Raw genomic sequence first — 15,656 nt, 5'->3', positions numbered from 1 at the left:
TGAGATGAGTTTTCAAATAAGAACAATCTAATTCCAAGTTCGTTGCACAGCAATAGTATTAGGATGGATTCTTACAACGAGGGATGCTCTATTTTTAGACACCCCTTGTTGGTTTGATGTCTCCATTTGGTATTTTTGATTGTCGGAGTTAGTATTGGTAATTTGAGTAATATTCAGAAATGTATAAAAAAGCCCCCATCTTTCGATGAGGGCTTTTTTGAATTTGGAGCGGGAAACGAGACTCGAACTCGCGACCCCAACCTTGGCAATAGTCACCGACATAAAATACACTAAATAACATAATTGGTATTTTAATAAACTCTATATATAACAGTTATATAGAGTTTTTATTTTGTGTGGTGTAATTTAAGGTAGGGTGGGGTACTTTGATTTTTGGTCACTAATTTATTTTGATAATCAACAATAATAACCAACATACACATGCTTAATCTAAAGGTGTTTTACTGACTGGTATAATTTTATAATGAGAGGGGGTGTTGCCTGGGGCTACGGTTTCTGTTTTGCCTTTTGGCGTAAGACGTACAAATATAAGCTTTCTACTTTTTCACGTGCCCATGGTGTGGTACGCAAGAATCGCAATGATGATTTAACACTTGGGTCTATGCAAAAACATCTAATTTCAATTTTACGACTTAAACCTTCAAAGCCACCGTAGTAATCCAATAATTCATCCAAAATGTCAGCAAGTTTTTTGCCGTGTAAAGGGTCATTGGAGTTGTTCATAATAGATCAATCGTATTTTGGGTGGCCATTATTATAACCTGGGCTAGTTGGAAAACTAGAGAGTTGGAATGTAAGTAATGATGGACTGAATAGCCACCAAAATTCTGGAGCACACCCAGCCATCGGGTGATGCATCATATATATGACTTGGTAATCCCATTTGCTGTGTAGGAAAGTTTTTTCTTAATGGGTCACCTTTTAATGGAAGTAGGTAAGAGGAAAGCTCTAAACCTTTACGGATCGCTTCAGCACTGTATTCAAAGGCAATTAATGGTCGACCTGTGATTGCTGTTGAGGAGACCAGTGTACCCTAAAGCCAATATTCACCCCATCCATTGTAGTAAACATTAAGTTTTTTGAGCATGGATTTATTTCCTTTTGATACGTTGGCGAGCCGTATTGCTCTCATAGCGAAGAATATCATCTACACTGTTTAAATTAGGTTTGAAGAGTTCCTCTAATTCTTGTAATCGGCCTAGGACCATGGCAACGCGTACTAAATTTTCAAATGAAACATTTCGACCTGCTTCCAGATTGGATACTGTATTCACACCAATACCAGCACGTGCAGCAACATCTGCCTGAGTCATTTCCAGATAAAGTCGTTCTTTACGAAGCCTCTCACATAATAATCCAACAACTTCTTCAGGTTTTCTGAATTTTAAATCCATAATATTGGGTCTTATGTCCATATATGTCTATTAAACCACAAAATAATGGAGTTATAAAATAAACAGTTGATCGGTAAGAAGGTGCTTTATTGGCCTGATTAGATCCTATTAGATTAAAGAAATCTAATTAGACATTTACAATCTAATGGAATCTAATACAATCTATGGTAATAAATAAATCATTGCCGAGTAATTAAAATGATGACCATCTCCAATGACCCTTGGCACTTTCCACGTACCGAACTGGCGAAACAAATTTTAGGCATGTTTGAGACTGGACTAGCTAGTTCTCTGACTTTTTTTGCCCCACGCCGGATGGGAAAAACTGAATTTTTACGAAAAGATATTACGCCCCTAGCAGAACAGCTTGGATGGCGCGTTTTTTATTTCAGTTTTTTAGATGCAGGCCTGCATAGTGAAGGGCAGTTTGTAAAAGCTCTTGATGAGTTTTCAAAACAAAATGGCTTAATGGGGAAAGCCACACATTGGATTAAAAATATTGGTTCTTTAAGTACAGAGGTGGCAGGGGTAAAAGCTGAAGTGACACTTCTACAAGGACAAGTGAATTCCAGTATTTTGTCTAGCATTACTAAACTGGCTCAGCAGGGGAAACCTATTTTACTGTTACTTGATGAGATTCAGGCTTTAGCTAGTTCAAAATATAAAACCACGATTGCCAGTTTACGTACCGCTTTAGATATGCATAAAGAAACAATAAAGGTAGTTTTTACTGGTTCAAGTCGAGAAGGCCTGAGACAAATGTTTTCTGTGAGTAGTGCTCCCTTTTTTCATTATGGACAGAATTTACCTTTTCCAAATCTAACAAAAGCATTTACAGATCATCTGGCAGATGTATTTAATCAGACAACAGGACGTAGTTTGAATAAAGAAATTTTATGGCACGCTTTTTTAGATATGAAGCAAAGTCCTCAACTAGCAAGATCATTAGTGGAGCGTTTAGCCTTAAACCCAATGCTGGCTATAGATTTTGCCAAGGAACAGCTTATAGCCGATACAATGGGGCATCGTGACTTTTCGGGATTATGGGGAGAGTTTAAGTTATTAGAACAGCTAATTTTAAAAGCCATAGCGGAATCACAAGTTGAACTTTATAGTAGTCAATTTAGACAACATCTGGCTGATTCCATTGGTGTAGATAACATTGCGGTATCAAGTATTCAATCGGCCCTACGTTCTTTATCAAAAAAACAAATTATTTTTAAACCAGAAAATGGTACTTATGAAATCGAGGATGCTCTTTTTAAAGAATGGATTATGGATGAAGCATAATTTTGAAAACTCATTTGGATAAAAATTAACCGTACTGAGTTTGTCGGAGAATTTTTATTTAAGTATTTTATTCATAGACATTATTTCAATATAATGGGTGTCTATGAACAGAGAAATTCAACAAAGACTCGTATGAGTTAAATTATTTGAAGAGACTAATGATGCTGGCCTAGTTTGTCGGAGATGTGGCATTTCTAGACCAACGTTACGCAAGTGGTGGAAACGATATTCTGAGCAAGGTATTGATGGATTAAGTAGCCAGAGTAGACGTCCCTTAAAATCGCCAAATACTAAAATCAATGCTGAGCTAGAAGCCTTAATATTAGAAATGCGCTCAGCTAGAAATTTTGGTGCTCGACGTTTGCAAACAGAATTGATGAGGCTGCACGGAGTCTCGTTGTCCTTAGCGACTATCCATAAAGTACTATCCACCCATCAAGTCAAACCGATTAAAAAATTCCGTCGTAAAGCAGATTTCATTCGTTATGAACGCCCATTACCAGGCGATAGAATTCAAATGGATACCTGTAAACTGGGTCCAGGACTATATCAGTACACATCTATCGATGACTGCACACGATATCGCGTTTTAAGGATATATAAACGCCGAACAGCAGCGAATACTCTCGACTTTTTAGACTGCGTAATTGAAGAAATGCCTTTTCCCATACAGCGAATACAGACCGATCGTGGGCGGGAATTCTTTGCTGAAAAAGTACAGAAAAAAATGATGCAGCATGGAATCAAATTTAGGCCAAATAAACCAGGTTCACCTCATCTGAATGGCAAGGTAGAGCGTTCACAAAAAACTGATAAATCTGAGTTCTACGCTACTGTAGATATCAATTCTGAGGATATCCAAGACAAGCTAGCCGAATGGCAGCATTACTATAACTGGATGAGACCACATTCAGCGTTGAAAGGTAAAACACCGATGGAGAGGTACTTTGAATTATGTGAAGAAACTCCTTTCTCAGATGAAGTCCAGAAGCAATACAACCCCTCAAATGAACGGATTCAACATGCCAATTACAAGATGGATCTAGAGATCGCTAAATTGAAATGATCTCTATGAATCACACATAGAAACAATGCTAAAACTTTTGACCCCATTTGGTTTAAAATTAACTGTTGTGAAGAAATGATCACTTTCTATCAGGATATTTTCGATCTCAATGAACTGTTTAACTTCTCGAATTTGATTGTCTTTATTCACAATATTCCTATTGAGTGAGTCGAATCTGTGCTCAGGTTGAGCAGTTCGGCTACTGTTCTGAAATGACAGCTTTGTCCGTTATAATTGTATAAACATTTTGGTGTCTGGTAATTATGTCCTCATTGATCAATTTTCTATCTCACTTTAGTAATCCAACTCTTCATCGCAGTCTGAGCTATGCTAAACACATTGATAGGGAAACGATTGAGTTCTTTGAGGAAAATGATGATGTCACGATGTATGCTCAAATTGAAGGGACAGATTATTACGATACCGCGATTACCTATAATCTTAAAAAAGACCGTTTAATCGATGATGACTGCACTTGTCCAGTTGGATATAACTGTAAACATGCTGCTGCTTTAGCGCGGTTATTCTTTCAAGAATATCGTCAGGAATTTCAACAGCGTTATGCTGAATCTCAATCTCCGCAGGGAATCGCAAAACGCCGATGGGGGGATGATCAGGCGCAGCGCTGGTTGAATGATTTTAAACGGTATTTGCAACAGACTGAACCTGAGCAATCTGTCAAAACAAACAATTATTTAATTTACCTGCTAGATCAGTCGGTCAGCTTAAAGAAATTGACAGTTGATGTTCAGAAAGCCAGACGCAATAAGAACGGCTCAATTGCAGGGGAAAGTTATTATACCCAATATGAAAATATCACCAGAAAGCATCTGACTTTACCTGAACAAAAACGACAATTATTTAACCAGATTTATTATTATGCCAAAATAAACAGTGACGAACGCTTTTATCAAAGCAATCTTGATATCTCAAGCATTTTATTGGAGCATTTCAAATCTTTTATTCAAAGTGGCGATGTGTACTGGCAAAAAAAGAGCCATACTGCACTTAAATGGTCAGAACAAGGCTATCACATCGAACTGATCTGGCAACAAGGTATAAACAAACAGACAGAGCATTTAAACATTGAATTGGTCAATGGTGATATTCGACTCGATTTAAAATCAAATCCACATATTCAGATTCTCGCGAGCCAGCCACCGTGTTATGTGGATATTCAACAGAACACGGTGGGCCAGTTATATGGTGAATATACGGCAAATCTTCTGTACCATTTTTTACAGATGCCTGATCTTCCATCTATGCTCTTGCCAGAGTTTGAGAAACTGACTCATCAATATTCAGACGTGAAAAATCTGCCTCAGCCCGAGTCTATTCAGCATATTGATGTCCTTGAGGGTAGTCCCCAGCCAATTTTACGCTTCGGTGTTTTAGATAAATTTGATTGGAAATGGGAAGAGTCTGTTTGTGCCGAAATTGAATTCTCCTATGCAGGCGGAAGAATAAAAGCAGGTACATCAGGCGACAGTTTTATTGGTGAGCAGCATGACAAAATGGTACGACAGCTTCGGGACTTAGATCAGGAACAACAGTCAATCCAACGTTTACAGCTATTGGTCGAATCACTGAAGTGGGTGAAAGATCTTAGTTATGACCATCAATTAAAACTGGATAAACAACGTCTTGATTCTATGGTTTTTGCTTTCTATGGAGATTGGATTAAACAGCTGATGCCCATCAATCAAATTGAGTTGATGGGCTGGCAGATAGAGCATCTGAAAAACAGCCCCTTTAATCTGCAATATGTTGAAAATTTAAATATTTCTATCACTGAATCTGAAGGTCAGCAGGACTGGTTCAATATCGGGGCGACGGTTCAAGACAGTGCAGGCAATTCTTATAATTTGCTTGATGCGCTCGTAGCTTTGGTGCGAGTAAATCCTGATTTACTTGATCCACGGACTTTTATTCATCTGCATGACAGTCAAATTTTCACAGTGAAAACTGCAGTTGATCAACCTGATTTGGCTCTATCCGCTAGGGATATTAAGCCGGTATTGTTGCATCTGCAGAGCATTTTACAGCAAGAAGAGCGCAGTATTGATCGCTATGATGCGAGTCAATTATTAGAATTGCAGCATAATCTTGGGATGACATGGCAGGTCAGTGATCGCCTGCAGCAATTTGTACAGAAATTCAAACAAGGCTACCAGCAACAACTGCCGACACCACAAGGTTTTCAGGGGGAGTTGCGTCCATACCAGCAGCAGGGCTTAGGCTGGTTACAGTTTTTAAGGGAAACCCAGCATGGCGGGATTCTGGCAGATGATATGGGCTTGGGGAAAACAGCACAAACTTTAGCCCATTTACTCATGGAAAAGCAGGCTGGATATTTGCAGGACAGTCCCGCCTTAATTGTTGCACCCACATCGCTGATGCATAACTGGTTCAAAGAAGCGGAGAAATTTACCCCTGAGCTCAAGGTATTGCTGCTACAGGGGCCCGACCGCCATCAGAATTTTGAGCAGATTCCGCACTATGATATTGTGTTAACCACCTATCCGCTTCTAGCGAGAGATGAAGAACAACTAAAGCAATATGAATATCATCAACTCATTTTGGATGAGGCGCAGAATATCAAAAATCCGCGTGCCAAAGCTGCACAGGTAGTACGCCAATTAAAAGCACGACATCGTTTGTGTCTAACAGGTACCCCGATGGAAAATCATTTGGGTGAACTGTGGGCACTATTTTATTTCCTGATGCCAGGATTTTTATATTCACAAGAAATTTTTAATAAAAAGTACCGTCATCCGATTGAAAAACGCGGTGATCAGCAGTTAAGGCAAAAGCTGGTCAACCGGATTAAGCCCTTCATTTTACGTCGCTTGAAAACTGACGTAGCCAAAGAATTGCCAGAAAAAACCACGATTGAAGTCAATATTGATATGAATGACCAGCAATCCAAGTTATATGAGGCTGTTCGCGCCACGATGCAGGAAAATATTCAGAAAATTGTGGCAGAAAAAGGCTTTAAACGTAGTCAAATTCAAATTTTAGATGCCTTACTGAAGCTACGTCAGGTGTGCTGCCATCCTAGCTTACTAAAGCTGGATTCAGTGAAAATTGGGCAGGCAAACTCTGCCAAACTTGAACAGTTGATGGATATGGTCGTTCCAATGGTGGAGGAGGGGCGAAAAATTCTTATCTTCTCTCAGTTTACCTCAATGTTGGAACTGATTGAGCAACACCTCCATCACGCAGAAATTGGCTATGTGAAGCTGACTGGAAAGACCAAAAAGCGAGATGAAGTCATTACAGCATTTCAGTCTGGACAAGTGCCAGTATTTTTAATCAGTCTGAAAGCAGGAGGGGTCGGTCTGAATCTAACTGCCGCAGATACGGTCATTCACTATGATCCATGGTGGAACCCTGCTGCTGAAGATCAAGCTTCAGATCGTGCATGGCGGATTGGACAGGACAAGCCAGTATTTGTGTATAAGCTGATTACCAATAAAAGCATAGAAGAAAAAATTCTTGCCTTACAGCAAAATAAAGCAGAACTGGCACAGTCTATTCTAAGTACCGATCATGAGGGCGAAGCGAAACTGACGGAAAATGACGTGATGAACTTGTTTGAGAAATTTTAGTTTGGTTTCAGATTACCCTAATCATCTGTAAGTATCTGAAAGTCTGGATGCAATTTTTTCCAATGTTCTCTTAATTTTTCTTTATGAACAGAAATCATAGGTAAGTCTAGTAATAGCACTGGCCATACTGACCGTGCTTTGTCCATGATCGCGTGAAGTTGTTTTTCAATAACACGCCATGGAACACCGACTTTTTCAGCCCATTGTTCAAAGTGTTTCATCTCAGCTAAATACCAATCTTTATTTTTGGCAAGATTTAATGCGAAATGACGCTCATTTTCAATATATACACTGGTCATTAATATATCGTATGCGGGAGATAATCTGGGTGCACTTTTATCATGATAAATCATACTCCAGTTTTTTAAGTGCGCATCTCCATTGGCGAGCAAAATATTGACGAGTAAGCGGCTGGCAAATTGCTGAATATCAAGAATTTTGTTATCTGAAAATTGATAAATGATCTTTCCTATCTGCTCATAATTTGTGGTGCTGTATTTCTGATGTGGATATGCGCCGAAGATCTGAGCAAAGTCTTCGATGTGAATAAGCTCTATAGTATCAGCAGTACTCTGTCTATCAAATCTTTTGATTGCGAAAGCATATTGCTCTTGGGGTAAATTTAATGGTGGCAGGTCTTGTAAGAGTGCCATATCCACCAAGCGAATCTCAGGGACATCTATGCCGACTGTTTTGGCAAGGCTCATCATAGAATATTCATTTAGTGGAACAAAACCATGTCTGGAAGAAGGAGTTTTGATAATCCAATCCCCTAATAGACTGGATTCTATTGCCTGTGCTAATGTAAAACGCCCATCTTTGGCTTTCATGGAAAACTTCATTTGGACGCCAGCCAAGGAAAACTTATTATCTGTTCGAATCTCTTGCTTTAAAATCTGATCTGGATTCGAGATCTGCAGTTTGAATTTTATTTCATCTGGAATTTCTTCTGGATCTAATGGGGTCGCAATGAGTGCTCCAGGTAAGTCATGACCTAAAGCTGCCAATAACTGAAATTCATTGTCTATATGTACTTTAAGGCTTTGTGCAATGAGTTCGCGTAATGCGCCTTCTGGTAGCAAGTTTGATAGCAAGGGGTGTAAGCGCTGATGTGTAACATAAGTCTTTTCTAAAATCTTATCTGCTTGAGGATACAAGGGGGAAGTCAGCAAGCTCAAGGTCTGGCGTTGCTGATCAAATCGGAAAGAATCCGTAAAAACCAGAATATTTTTTCCGCTCTGAAATCCTGCCAAGTATCCAACGACAGCGTGATGTAATGTTAATTTCAGGACGGCAACAGTATTCATGGTTCCTCTCCTCCGAGAAGACCCTTCCATGGGTTAGTCATTAAGTCATCCTGATCTTCAATAGTGACTTTAATTTCATCATTCAATAATTGTCTAATCAAATGAACCTTATCATCAGGGATGAGCATCAGTTGAGCATTTAATCCTGCCGCGATAATTTCTAAGGTCTCTAATCGAGGGTTGCCCTGACTTTCCAGCTTTTGGTATTGCTGTCTTGAAATGCCTGTACGGGATTGCATATCAACTTGCTTTAAGCCCAATTGGGTTCGTCTTTTTTTGATTTGCTGAAGTAAAGACTTATTCATTGTAGATATATTTATTGCTTTTAGGTCATGTAAGAAACATATTAGTTTCTTTTATTGTGAAAAGCAATTTATGATTTTGTTTAATGTAGATAGTCTGACCATTGAAAATAAGGGGAATTATACTATTTTAATAGTTATATAATAGCGAAAACTGACTATATTTTACTATTAAAATAGAATTATGGGGGTGTTAAACACACAATGGAAATCATAAATAGATCAGTGATTTAATCAGTTTTAAGAAGTTCCTGTTGGTGTAATACAGCCATAGGTTTATGTACGGTATCAGGTGACATGTAATCCAACCCATTAAGCGGAATAGATAGTGGGCGCCCAATACATGCTAGATGTAAGCAAAATTTAAATGCAGCAAGAGCATGACCATCTTTTACTGAGTAGAGTTGTAGACGAGGAAATTCCTCTTGAGTTGATGGATGTTTATCTGTTGATGCTTTTGCTAATTTGAAAAGTTGAGGCTGTTGTTTAGCATCTAACTTTGTTTGCAAATCTTGTCCAAGTAAGTGCCAAAATTTGGCAGGAAATAAAGCCTTAACTTGGGAGTAAAAATGTTCGAGTTGATCGATATCCTTCCAGCGATAATGGATACCTGTGTGTGATGCGGTCACTCGATTCAAAAATATATTCAGGACGCATGCAATTTGTATTGGATTTTTACGAGCTATTTTCTGTAGATGTTCAAAAAAATAAGTCACCGCATGAAGCTCTTCAGCGCTATCAAGCATTGCTGGTTTTAAGTGGGTTGAGCTATCAATACTAAATAAACGTGGATTCCCTTTTTTTGATTTAATGTTTGCTAAATTTAGAGCATTTTCATACCAAAAATTGACGAGTTCTTCTGGCAAGCACATACGTTGAGCTGTACTTTTAGGATCGTTAGTAGTCTCCAATATATTGAGCGTTTCATAGAAGCGTTGAAGTGAAATTTTAGAATCTTCTGTTCCAACAAAGAAAGCAAAAAAATCATGGGATTGATCTATTTGTAACGACAGTTCATCTAAAATGTCAGTAGCATTACTTTGAAGCCATTTTGTTTGATCGTTTAATAATATAGTTGCTAGAACGGCCTGGTTTTTTTCAAAATTAAAGTCTTTTTCATCATTTGTTATTTGCAAATTTTTAAACGTTGCATTGTGGCCCATAATTTTTTTAGCCAATTCATTAGGCATATCTGGATGATGTTTTAGTAGTTTTTGACCAGCTATGAGATAACCTAAATGAATATAGCTTTTGAATGTTTCAACTGGCTCTATATGTCCTAAGAGATGTGCAATAACAAACCAATGGTTTTGTCCATGTTGATTTTGAAGTAGCTCGGCTCGAATTTTTTGATATTCGTTTTCGCTATAGTCAGTTAGCTTTTGCACAAGTGGTGCATATTCAGAGTTCAGTAAAAGCGATAAATGATTCGCTGTAGTGTGACGAAAAGAGTGAAAGGAGTAATGATGCCCTTTAAAGACCTGATTTAATATCAGTTTTAGGGGTGCGGTGACAGTGTGTTTATTCAGTTTTTTATTTTCATTCAAGTTGCTGAATAAATATAAACTTTTCTTATTTTCTAAGCGTTTTTCAACAACAAAATCGCTAAAGAATTGGTACTCATCATCTTTTAGCAAAGCGTATGCAGGCACAATCCGTTCCGCACTATCCGTTTTGAGCAGATGTTGATTCCCTTGTTTTTTTGAACCATAAGGTTGAACCCAGATAGAAAATTGATTTAAACCCTCGATATCTTTTACACGTAACCCGAGTATTTCGTTAATACGCATACCAGTACGGTAAGCCAAAATATAAATGATTTTTAATAATTTATAGTGATGGTCTGAGATGGATTGGTCATGTAAGAGCTGATTTAACTTCTTTAATATGACCTGGAAGGCTGTGTGGCCTATGATGCGTGCCCGTGGTCGACTTTGCGATGCAATAAATTCAAGTTCGAAATCTTCTGCTTGAAAAACAATTTGTTGAAAGGTATGAAAGCGTTTCAACATGTGGATTGTTTGGTCTTTAGATTTTTTAAACTCAGATTGATCTACTTCATCAGCAAGTCGTGTATTGCTAATGATTTGTTGATAGATTTTGTTCAGCAGATCATTAATGTCATCGTCGGCATCGATGTATTGTAAGGCATGAGTTAAAAACGGTTCTGCGATCCGGGTGTAATATGTATAGATTGAACTATCTGCGAGTTTTTGATTGTCTTGAAATGCCTTCGTGTACTGAGTTGTATCAAAATCAAAGGTGGCTGATAATTCTTTTATTTGCTCTGAATTTGGTTGATAGAGACTGATGAGCCATAAGATAATGCGCTTAGAAAACTCATTAAACTGCTCTTGGTGAAGCAGGCAAAAATCAATAATGAGTTTAGCAGTGCCTTGGTCCGTTGATGTGCGCATAATTTTCAGCAAGTTTTTATGAATAAATATCACATTTTCTACTGCTTCAGACGTATTGAGATCTGGTAGGACTTTGGCTGTAGAAGAGACATTTCGTTCGATTTCAGCACTTAATTGAGTTTTAAATTTTGGGAATGCAAAGTTTTCAAACTCATGTTCTGATAAACCACACGTGAGAGTGTTTTCTAACAAACATTGTGAGAGGGCAGGATCAATATCTGCATTCTGTAGTTGTAGCCAATTAAAATTGGCGTAGTCACTTAAAAACTCAAAAGTCTTGTTGGTGTATGGATGTTTTATTTTTTGAAAAATGAGGTGTAGATACACATTCACATCTAGACTGATGTCACGAATTTGTCTTGTATTAAAATGAATGAGCCAAAGTCTTGTCAGCTGATCTGGGATAAAATTACGTGATTTTCGAATTGTTTTTTCATCAACAAATAGATCGCCATAGCTTGGAGAAAGTGGCTCTAAAAAGATGATATTAAAATCGCAAATTTTTTGGATTTTTGCAGGGTTTTTTAAATGTTCGAGCAAAGCATTTAATGAAGATATTTGATTTAATCCACCGTATAACATTGAGCAAAGCAGAATATTCCCAATAATTTCATCATCAGAAAAAGCGGAACTATCTTGAGCAAGAATCCAGTAATCCCAAAGTTTTTCTATAAAGATGTCAATTTCATGACCGGCCTGGATCCAATCCAAAGTGAAAATTGGTTCATCGCGTTTCATCTCAAAGGTGAGATAAGGTAATGGGAAGTCTAGGTTATTGCTCTTATTGAGATCTTTGATATATGTTCGGAAGAATTTATGTGCATATTTTTTCCAAGCCAAATTTGGTGCTTTACGTTTAATAAACTCATAAATCGCAGGGTACGCTTGAATTAATTCGTCATTTGAGAATTTTTGCTCATCAAAGTACTGTCGGAGCTCTTGTTCTGCATCAGCTCGTAGGTTCTTTTCTAATTCATTACGTTGAAGTTGACGTCTATCTTCAGCATAGCGTTTTTTTTGGATTTTTTTATTGAATGATGACATTTACTTCAATCCCGCTAATTTTAAATTGATCCTTCATTTGCTCTAAAACATTCGCAATTTTAGAAAATTGAGATAGGGATAAACTGGAAAAAGGATGTGCTGCTTCTTGTTGCATGAGCTCATGTCCAAAGAGAGCTAAAATCTCAGGTTCGGTAATTTTATGAGTCAAAAATGCACGAGCTGTATGGCGATGCCAATTTGCATGATCAAGTCCTAATTCAGGATGGAAATTTTTGACTGTAGAAGGACTTAGTGGTTTCCACTCATCATCTTGGTTGATTCCCAAAAAGGGCAGCTTACTTGCTTCTATTTGTTGTATAACATCATTTAAAGCTGGATGACTCATCATGATTTGAGTCGAAAAATATTCTAAAAATTTAAGGAATTTTTTTATCTCTTCAACTAAAAATGAACAAAGTGGGATTAGACGTCCGAATCCATTGCGGCCGCCTACTTCTTTGTCAGAAACCATCAAAATTTGGCGTTTTAAATTAAAGTTTTTAAGAAATCCAGGGAATTCAGCAACGGGGCGTGCTGCTGTAAAAAGAAGGAGGATATGCCACATCCATATGTTGTAGTGGTTGTATATAGCAATCAGATCGTCTTCAGCTTGTGAAAAAATATTAAACTTCAATACAGCAAAAATCTCTGTAATGACCTGTGGTTTTGGAGCTTTACGACTACCAAAATGAGTTATTGAATCAGGGAGCGAAGGTACACAACTTTCATATGTGCTTGCTACATCTGCACAAAGTGATTTTAGAATATCAATATATTGTGCATGTAATCGTGGAATATTCTGATGACAATAAGAAACAGATGATGACTGATTGGCATCAATCCCTGTGATTAAATCTGCGAGTTGTTTATTCCCTGTTTTTGCAAGAACCGTATGATGCAGTAGAGAACTCACCTTTACGACAGACAGTTTTGGAATCAATAATTCTTGTCTTAATTTGCGTAAATATTGCTGTATATCATCGAAACTAACCGAATCCATTTTGCGCAGATCCTCAATGAATAGATTCGGGATTGGAATGTCTAAATAGATCGTCTGATTGAGCAAGTTGTCTGAATACTCAAAATTGCGGTTCTCAAATACATTAAAGTGACTGTTTAAGAAGACCTGATCATTTTTATAGATCAATTTTTGGCGGTTATTTAACTTTTTAGCTCGCTTGCTTTGTATATATAGCCACTCATTCACACTATTACCGGTCAAAAATGCGAGCATTAGGATCAAAGCACTTTTATTTTGATGTTCAGAGTAGTCCACATGAAGTCTTTTCAGGAGATGGTTCACGCTAGATGGATTCGGAAAAAAACTACTCGACGTGAGTAAATGTTCTTTGCGTTGAATATGTTTTGCAACAAGCGGTAGAACATAGATTTGACTCGTTTCTGAATGTGCTGCGAGTGGTGTGACGTCAGTTGGATTGACAACAATTTGCCGATTAATCGGCTCATCGATTAAGGTTTCTATATTCAGTGCTTTAGATTTAGCCCCTTTTTTGATTTCGATACTTTCTTCAATGAATTGTTCTTCATCAAGAAACTGATGTTGAAGCTGCGTATCGATACTTGCACGTGCAATCTTCGCTTTGTTTTTTAAAATGTAGTTAAAAGTAATGCGAATATCATTGAGTAGATTGCGATCAAACTCAGGCAATTCATCCGTATCTAATGTGATCAGATGTTGAATAAATTGCTCTAAGCTCTGTGTTGGATCTTGAAGATAGGTACTCCAGAGACGTTGATACTCTTGTGTATTTTGATATTTTTTTTCAGTATCTAAATTTTTATTTGCAGTCCTAAAGCGCTGGAATAAGCGCTTTACGGTATTGAAGTGTTCTGTGTGTGCTTGTTTAAAAAGCTCTGGTTTAAGCTCAGGAAGAGCAATTAAATAAATTGCTGCTTTTAAAACTAGAATATTCCAATTTTTTGCATGCGTCTGCGATTCAGATAATTGCGAAATTGAATTGACATATGAAGTAATCGGTAGATCACTGATCTTAACTTTTTTCGTGAAAGGGATTACCGGAGGTGTCGGCAGCTGCGAATCAAACTTTATATCGATATCAAAGTAATCGAGATTGAGACCAACCAGAAAATTGTCAGTCTGTTGAGAAGACAATAGTTTAAGCACAAAGTTGATATGTTGCGTACGTTCAAATTGCTCATCACCAAACAGTTTTTCTAGTGTTTTTTGCAGTGAAATAACTGTCAAATCAATATGCTCGTTTAGATCGTTCGACACTATGATCTCCAAATTTTTTCTGTACTTATACAACTATCAGAGTGATCAACGAGTTCTTTTACACATCTGCTGTTGAGTGATAATTCATTAAAAATATGTGTACGCTGTTGTTTGATATTTTTAGTACGCTGATTCAGTTGATTTCGAGAACATGAAAGTAGTTGTGCTAGCAGTTCCAGACTCATTTGATGATGTGGCTTTAAAGATGATTCTTTGTTAAGGGTCAATAGTGTTTGACGTGAAAGATGTGTGTTAATTAAATGCAATGTTTTTCGTGGATTTAACGAACGAATATCAAATTTTGTAGATTTGATGAATTGAATAAATTCACGACTGCATAACTCCATCAGAAATGCTAACTCATCCTCTGAAAAAGATTGTTGATGATGAATAATTAAAGTGACTTCATTAATATCTTGCTTTAAATAGCTAAGATATAAGTTAATATTATTGAAAATGGAGTAGTCATCAAATTCTGAAGTTTTCCACACATGGAGTTCTTTTATGCGATTAGAAATATCTAAATCTGCAGTGAGATTTTTAAACATATTTAAGTAGCATAAGTTGAAACCATACGCTTGTGGATGAATGGTGATTCTTCTTTTTTTGAAATTTTTTAGAGTACTTATCTGTGTTGCTGGAAACTTCAAAAGTAGTTCAGATGTCAGATCCATGTGTGCTATTGAATAAAAATAATACAGCAATACTTACGTATATTTAGAGTTTTTGAATATGGCAGGAGGTATCATTTTTTCCTTGTTTTTAAAGTTTATTTATTATTGAAAGTTTCAAATTTTCCTCCTCGATTAGATACTCACTATTAGTTAGCTATATTTGTGAGTTGGCAAAAAATATCATGTTTCTATTATGATGTTCACATAGCAGATTACAATGAATACAGTAGGGATGAGTATAGTTGATTATTACAATAACAATGCTCAAATTTG

General features: G+C 37.2%; 9 protein-coding genes and 2 pseudogenes. 3 read left to right on the top strand and 8 right to left on the bottom strand.

Translation table 11 applies throughout. The features are described from left to right. Positions 1 to 507: 507 nt before the first annotated feature. From AC4MDD_RS17310 to AC4MDD_RS17300, 3 genes and pseudogenes are all read right to left on the bottom strand, one after another. On the bottom strand, positions 508 to 744 hold the full coding sequence (locus AC4MDD_RS17310) for a VF530 family protein (protein ID WP_004647809.1): 237 nt from the start codon (positions 742 to 744) through the stop codon (positions 508 to 510). A gap of 115 nt (positions 745 to 859) precedes the next feature. Continuing rightward, positions 860 to 1,048 (bottom strand): annotated as a pseudogene (locus AC4MDD_RS17305) (type II toxin-antitoxin system HipA family toxin); the annotation flags it as partial. Positions 1,049 to 1,112: 64 nt separating this feature from the next. Then, the gene (locus tag AC4MDD_RS17300; RefSeq protein WP_002058191.1) at positions 1,113 to 1,415 is read right to left on the bottom strand and encodes a helix-turn-helix transcriptional regulator; all 303 of its coding nucleotides are present in this window, start codon (positions 1,413 to 1,415) and stop codon (positions 1,113 to 1,115) included. A gap of 198 nt (positions 1,416 to 1,613) precedes the next feature. On the opposite strand from AC4MDD_RS17300, the gene AC4MDD_RS17295 reads away from it, so the two are divergent. The 3 genes and pseudogenes from AC4MDD_RS17295 to AC4MDD_RS17285 all read left to right on the top strand — a co-directional run bounded on the left by AC4MDD_RS17295 (position 1,614) and on the right by AC4MDD_RS17285 (position 7,382). After that, positions 1,614 to 2,705 (top strand): ATP-binding protein, encoded by a 1,092-nt coding sequence (locus tag AC4MDD_RS17295; protein WP_002058158.1) that lies wholly within the window; start codon positions 1,614 to 1,616, stop codon positions 2,703 to 2,705. Between the two features lie 103 nt (positions 2,706 to 2,808). Further along, positions 2,809 to 3,771: pseudogene (locus AC4MDD_RS17290) on the top strand (IS481 family transposase). 263 nt (positions 3,772 to 4,034) lie between these two features. Beyond that, entirely contained in the window at positions 4,035 to 7,382 is a 3,348-nt protein-coding gene (locus AC4MDD_RS17285) for a DEAD/DEAH box helicase (protein ID WP_491882078.1), read from the top strand. 17 nt (positions 7,383 to 7,399) lie between these two features. Here the strand turns inward: AC4MDD_RS17285 and AC4MDD_RS17280 are convergent, their stop codons facing one another. The 5 genes from AC4MDD_RS17280 to AC4MDD_RS17260 form a co-directional block, all read right to left on the bottom strand. After that, positions 7,400 to 8,689, bottom strand: coding sequence for a type II toxin-antitoxin system HipA family toxin (locus tag AC4MDD_RS17280; RefSeq protein ID WP_004647812.1), 1,290 nt, complete (start codon positions 8,687 to 8,689; stop codon positions 7,400 to 7,402). Then, the gene (locus AC4MDD_RS17275) at positions 8,686 to 8,994 is read right to left on the bottom strand and encodes a helix-turn-helix transcriptional regulator (RefSeq protein ID WP_004282130.1); all 309 of its coding nucleotides are present in this window, start codon (positions 8,992 to 8,994) and stop codon (positions 8,686 to 8,688) included. The genes AC4MDD_RS17280 and AC4MDD_RS17275 overlap by 4 nt, the downstream gene beginning before the upstream one ends. A gap of 227 nt (positions 8,995 to 9,221) precedes the next feature. Next, positions 9,222 to 12,452: a tyrosine-type recombinase/integrase gene (locus tag AC4MDD_RS17270; protein ID WP_491882077.1), complete on the bottom strand. Its 3,231-nt coding sequence runs from the start codon at positions 12,450 to 12,452 to the stop codon at positions 9,222 to 9,224. Continuing rightward, positions 12,436 to 14,709: a hypothetical protein gene (locus AC4MDD_RS17265; RefSeq protein ID WP_086223792.1), complete on the bottom strand. Its 2,274-nt coding sequence runs from the start codon at positions 14,707 to 14,709 to the stop codon at positions 12,436 to 12,438. The genes AC4MDD_RS17270 and AC4MDD_RS17265 overlap by 17 nt, the downstream gene beginning before the upstream one ends. Beyond that, positions 14,709 to 15,383 carry a hypothetical protein gene (locus tag AC4MDD_RS17260; RefSeq protein WP_016653305.1) on the bottom strand — a complete coding sequence of 225 codons (675 nt, stop codon included), beginning with the start codon at positions 15,381 to 15,383 and terminating at the stop codon, positions 14,709 to 14,711. Before AC4MDD_RS17260 ends, AC4MDD_RS17265 begins: the two co-directional genes overlap by 1 nt. Between the last annotated feature and the right edge of the window lie 273 nt (positions 15,384 to 15,656).

The sequence above is a fragment of the Acinetobacter sp. CAU_H_29a_1 genome (assembly GCF_058599505.1).
Note: the sequence above shows the minus strand (reverse complement) of the source record. Positions and strands in the feature narration are given on the sequence as shown.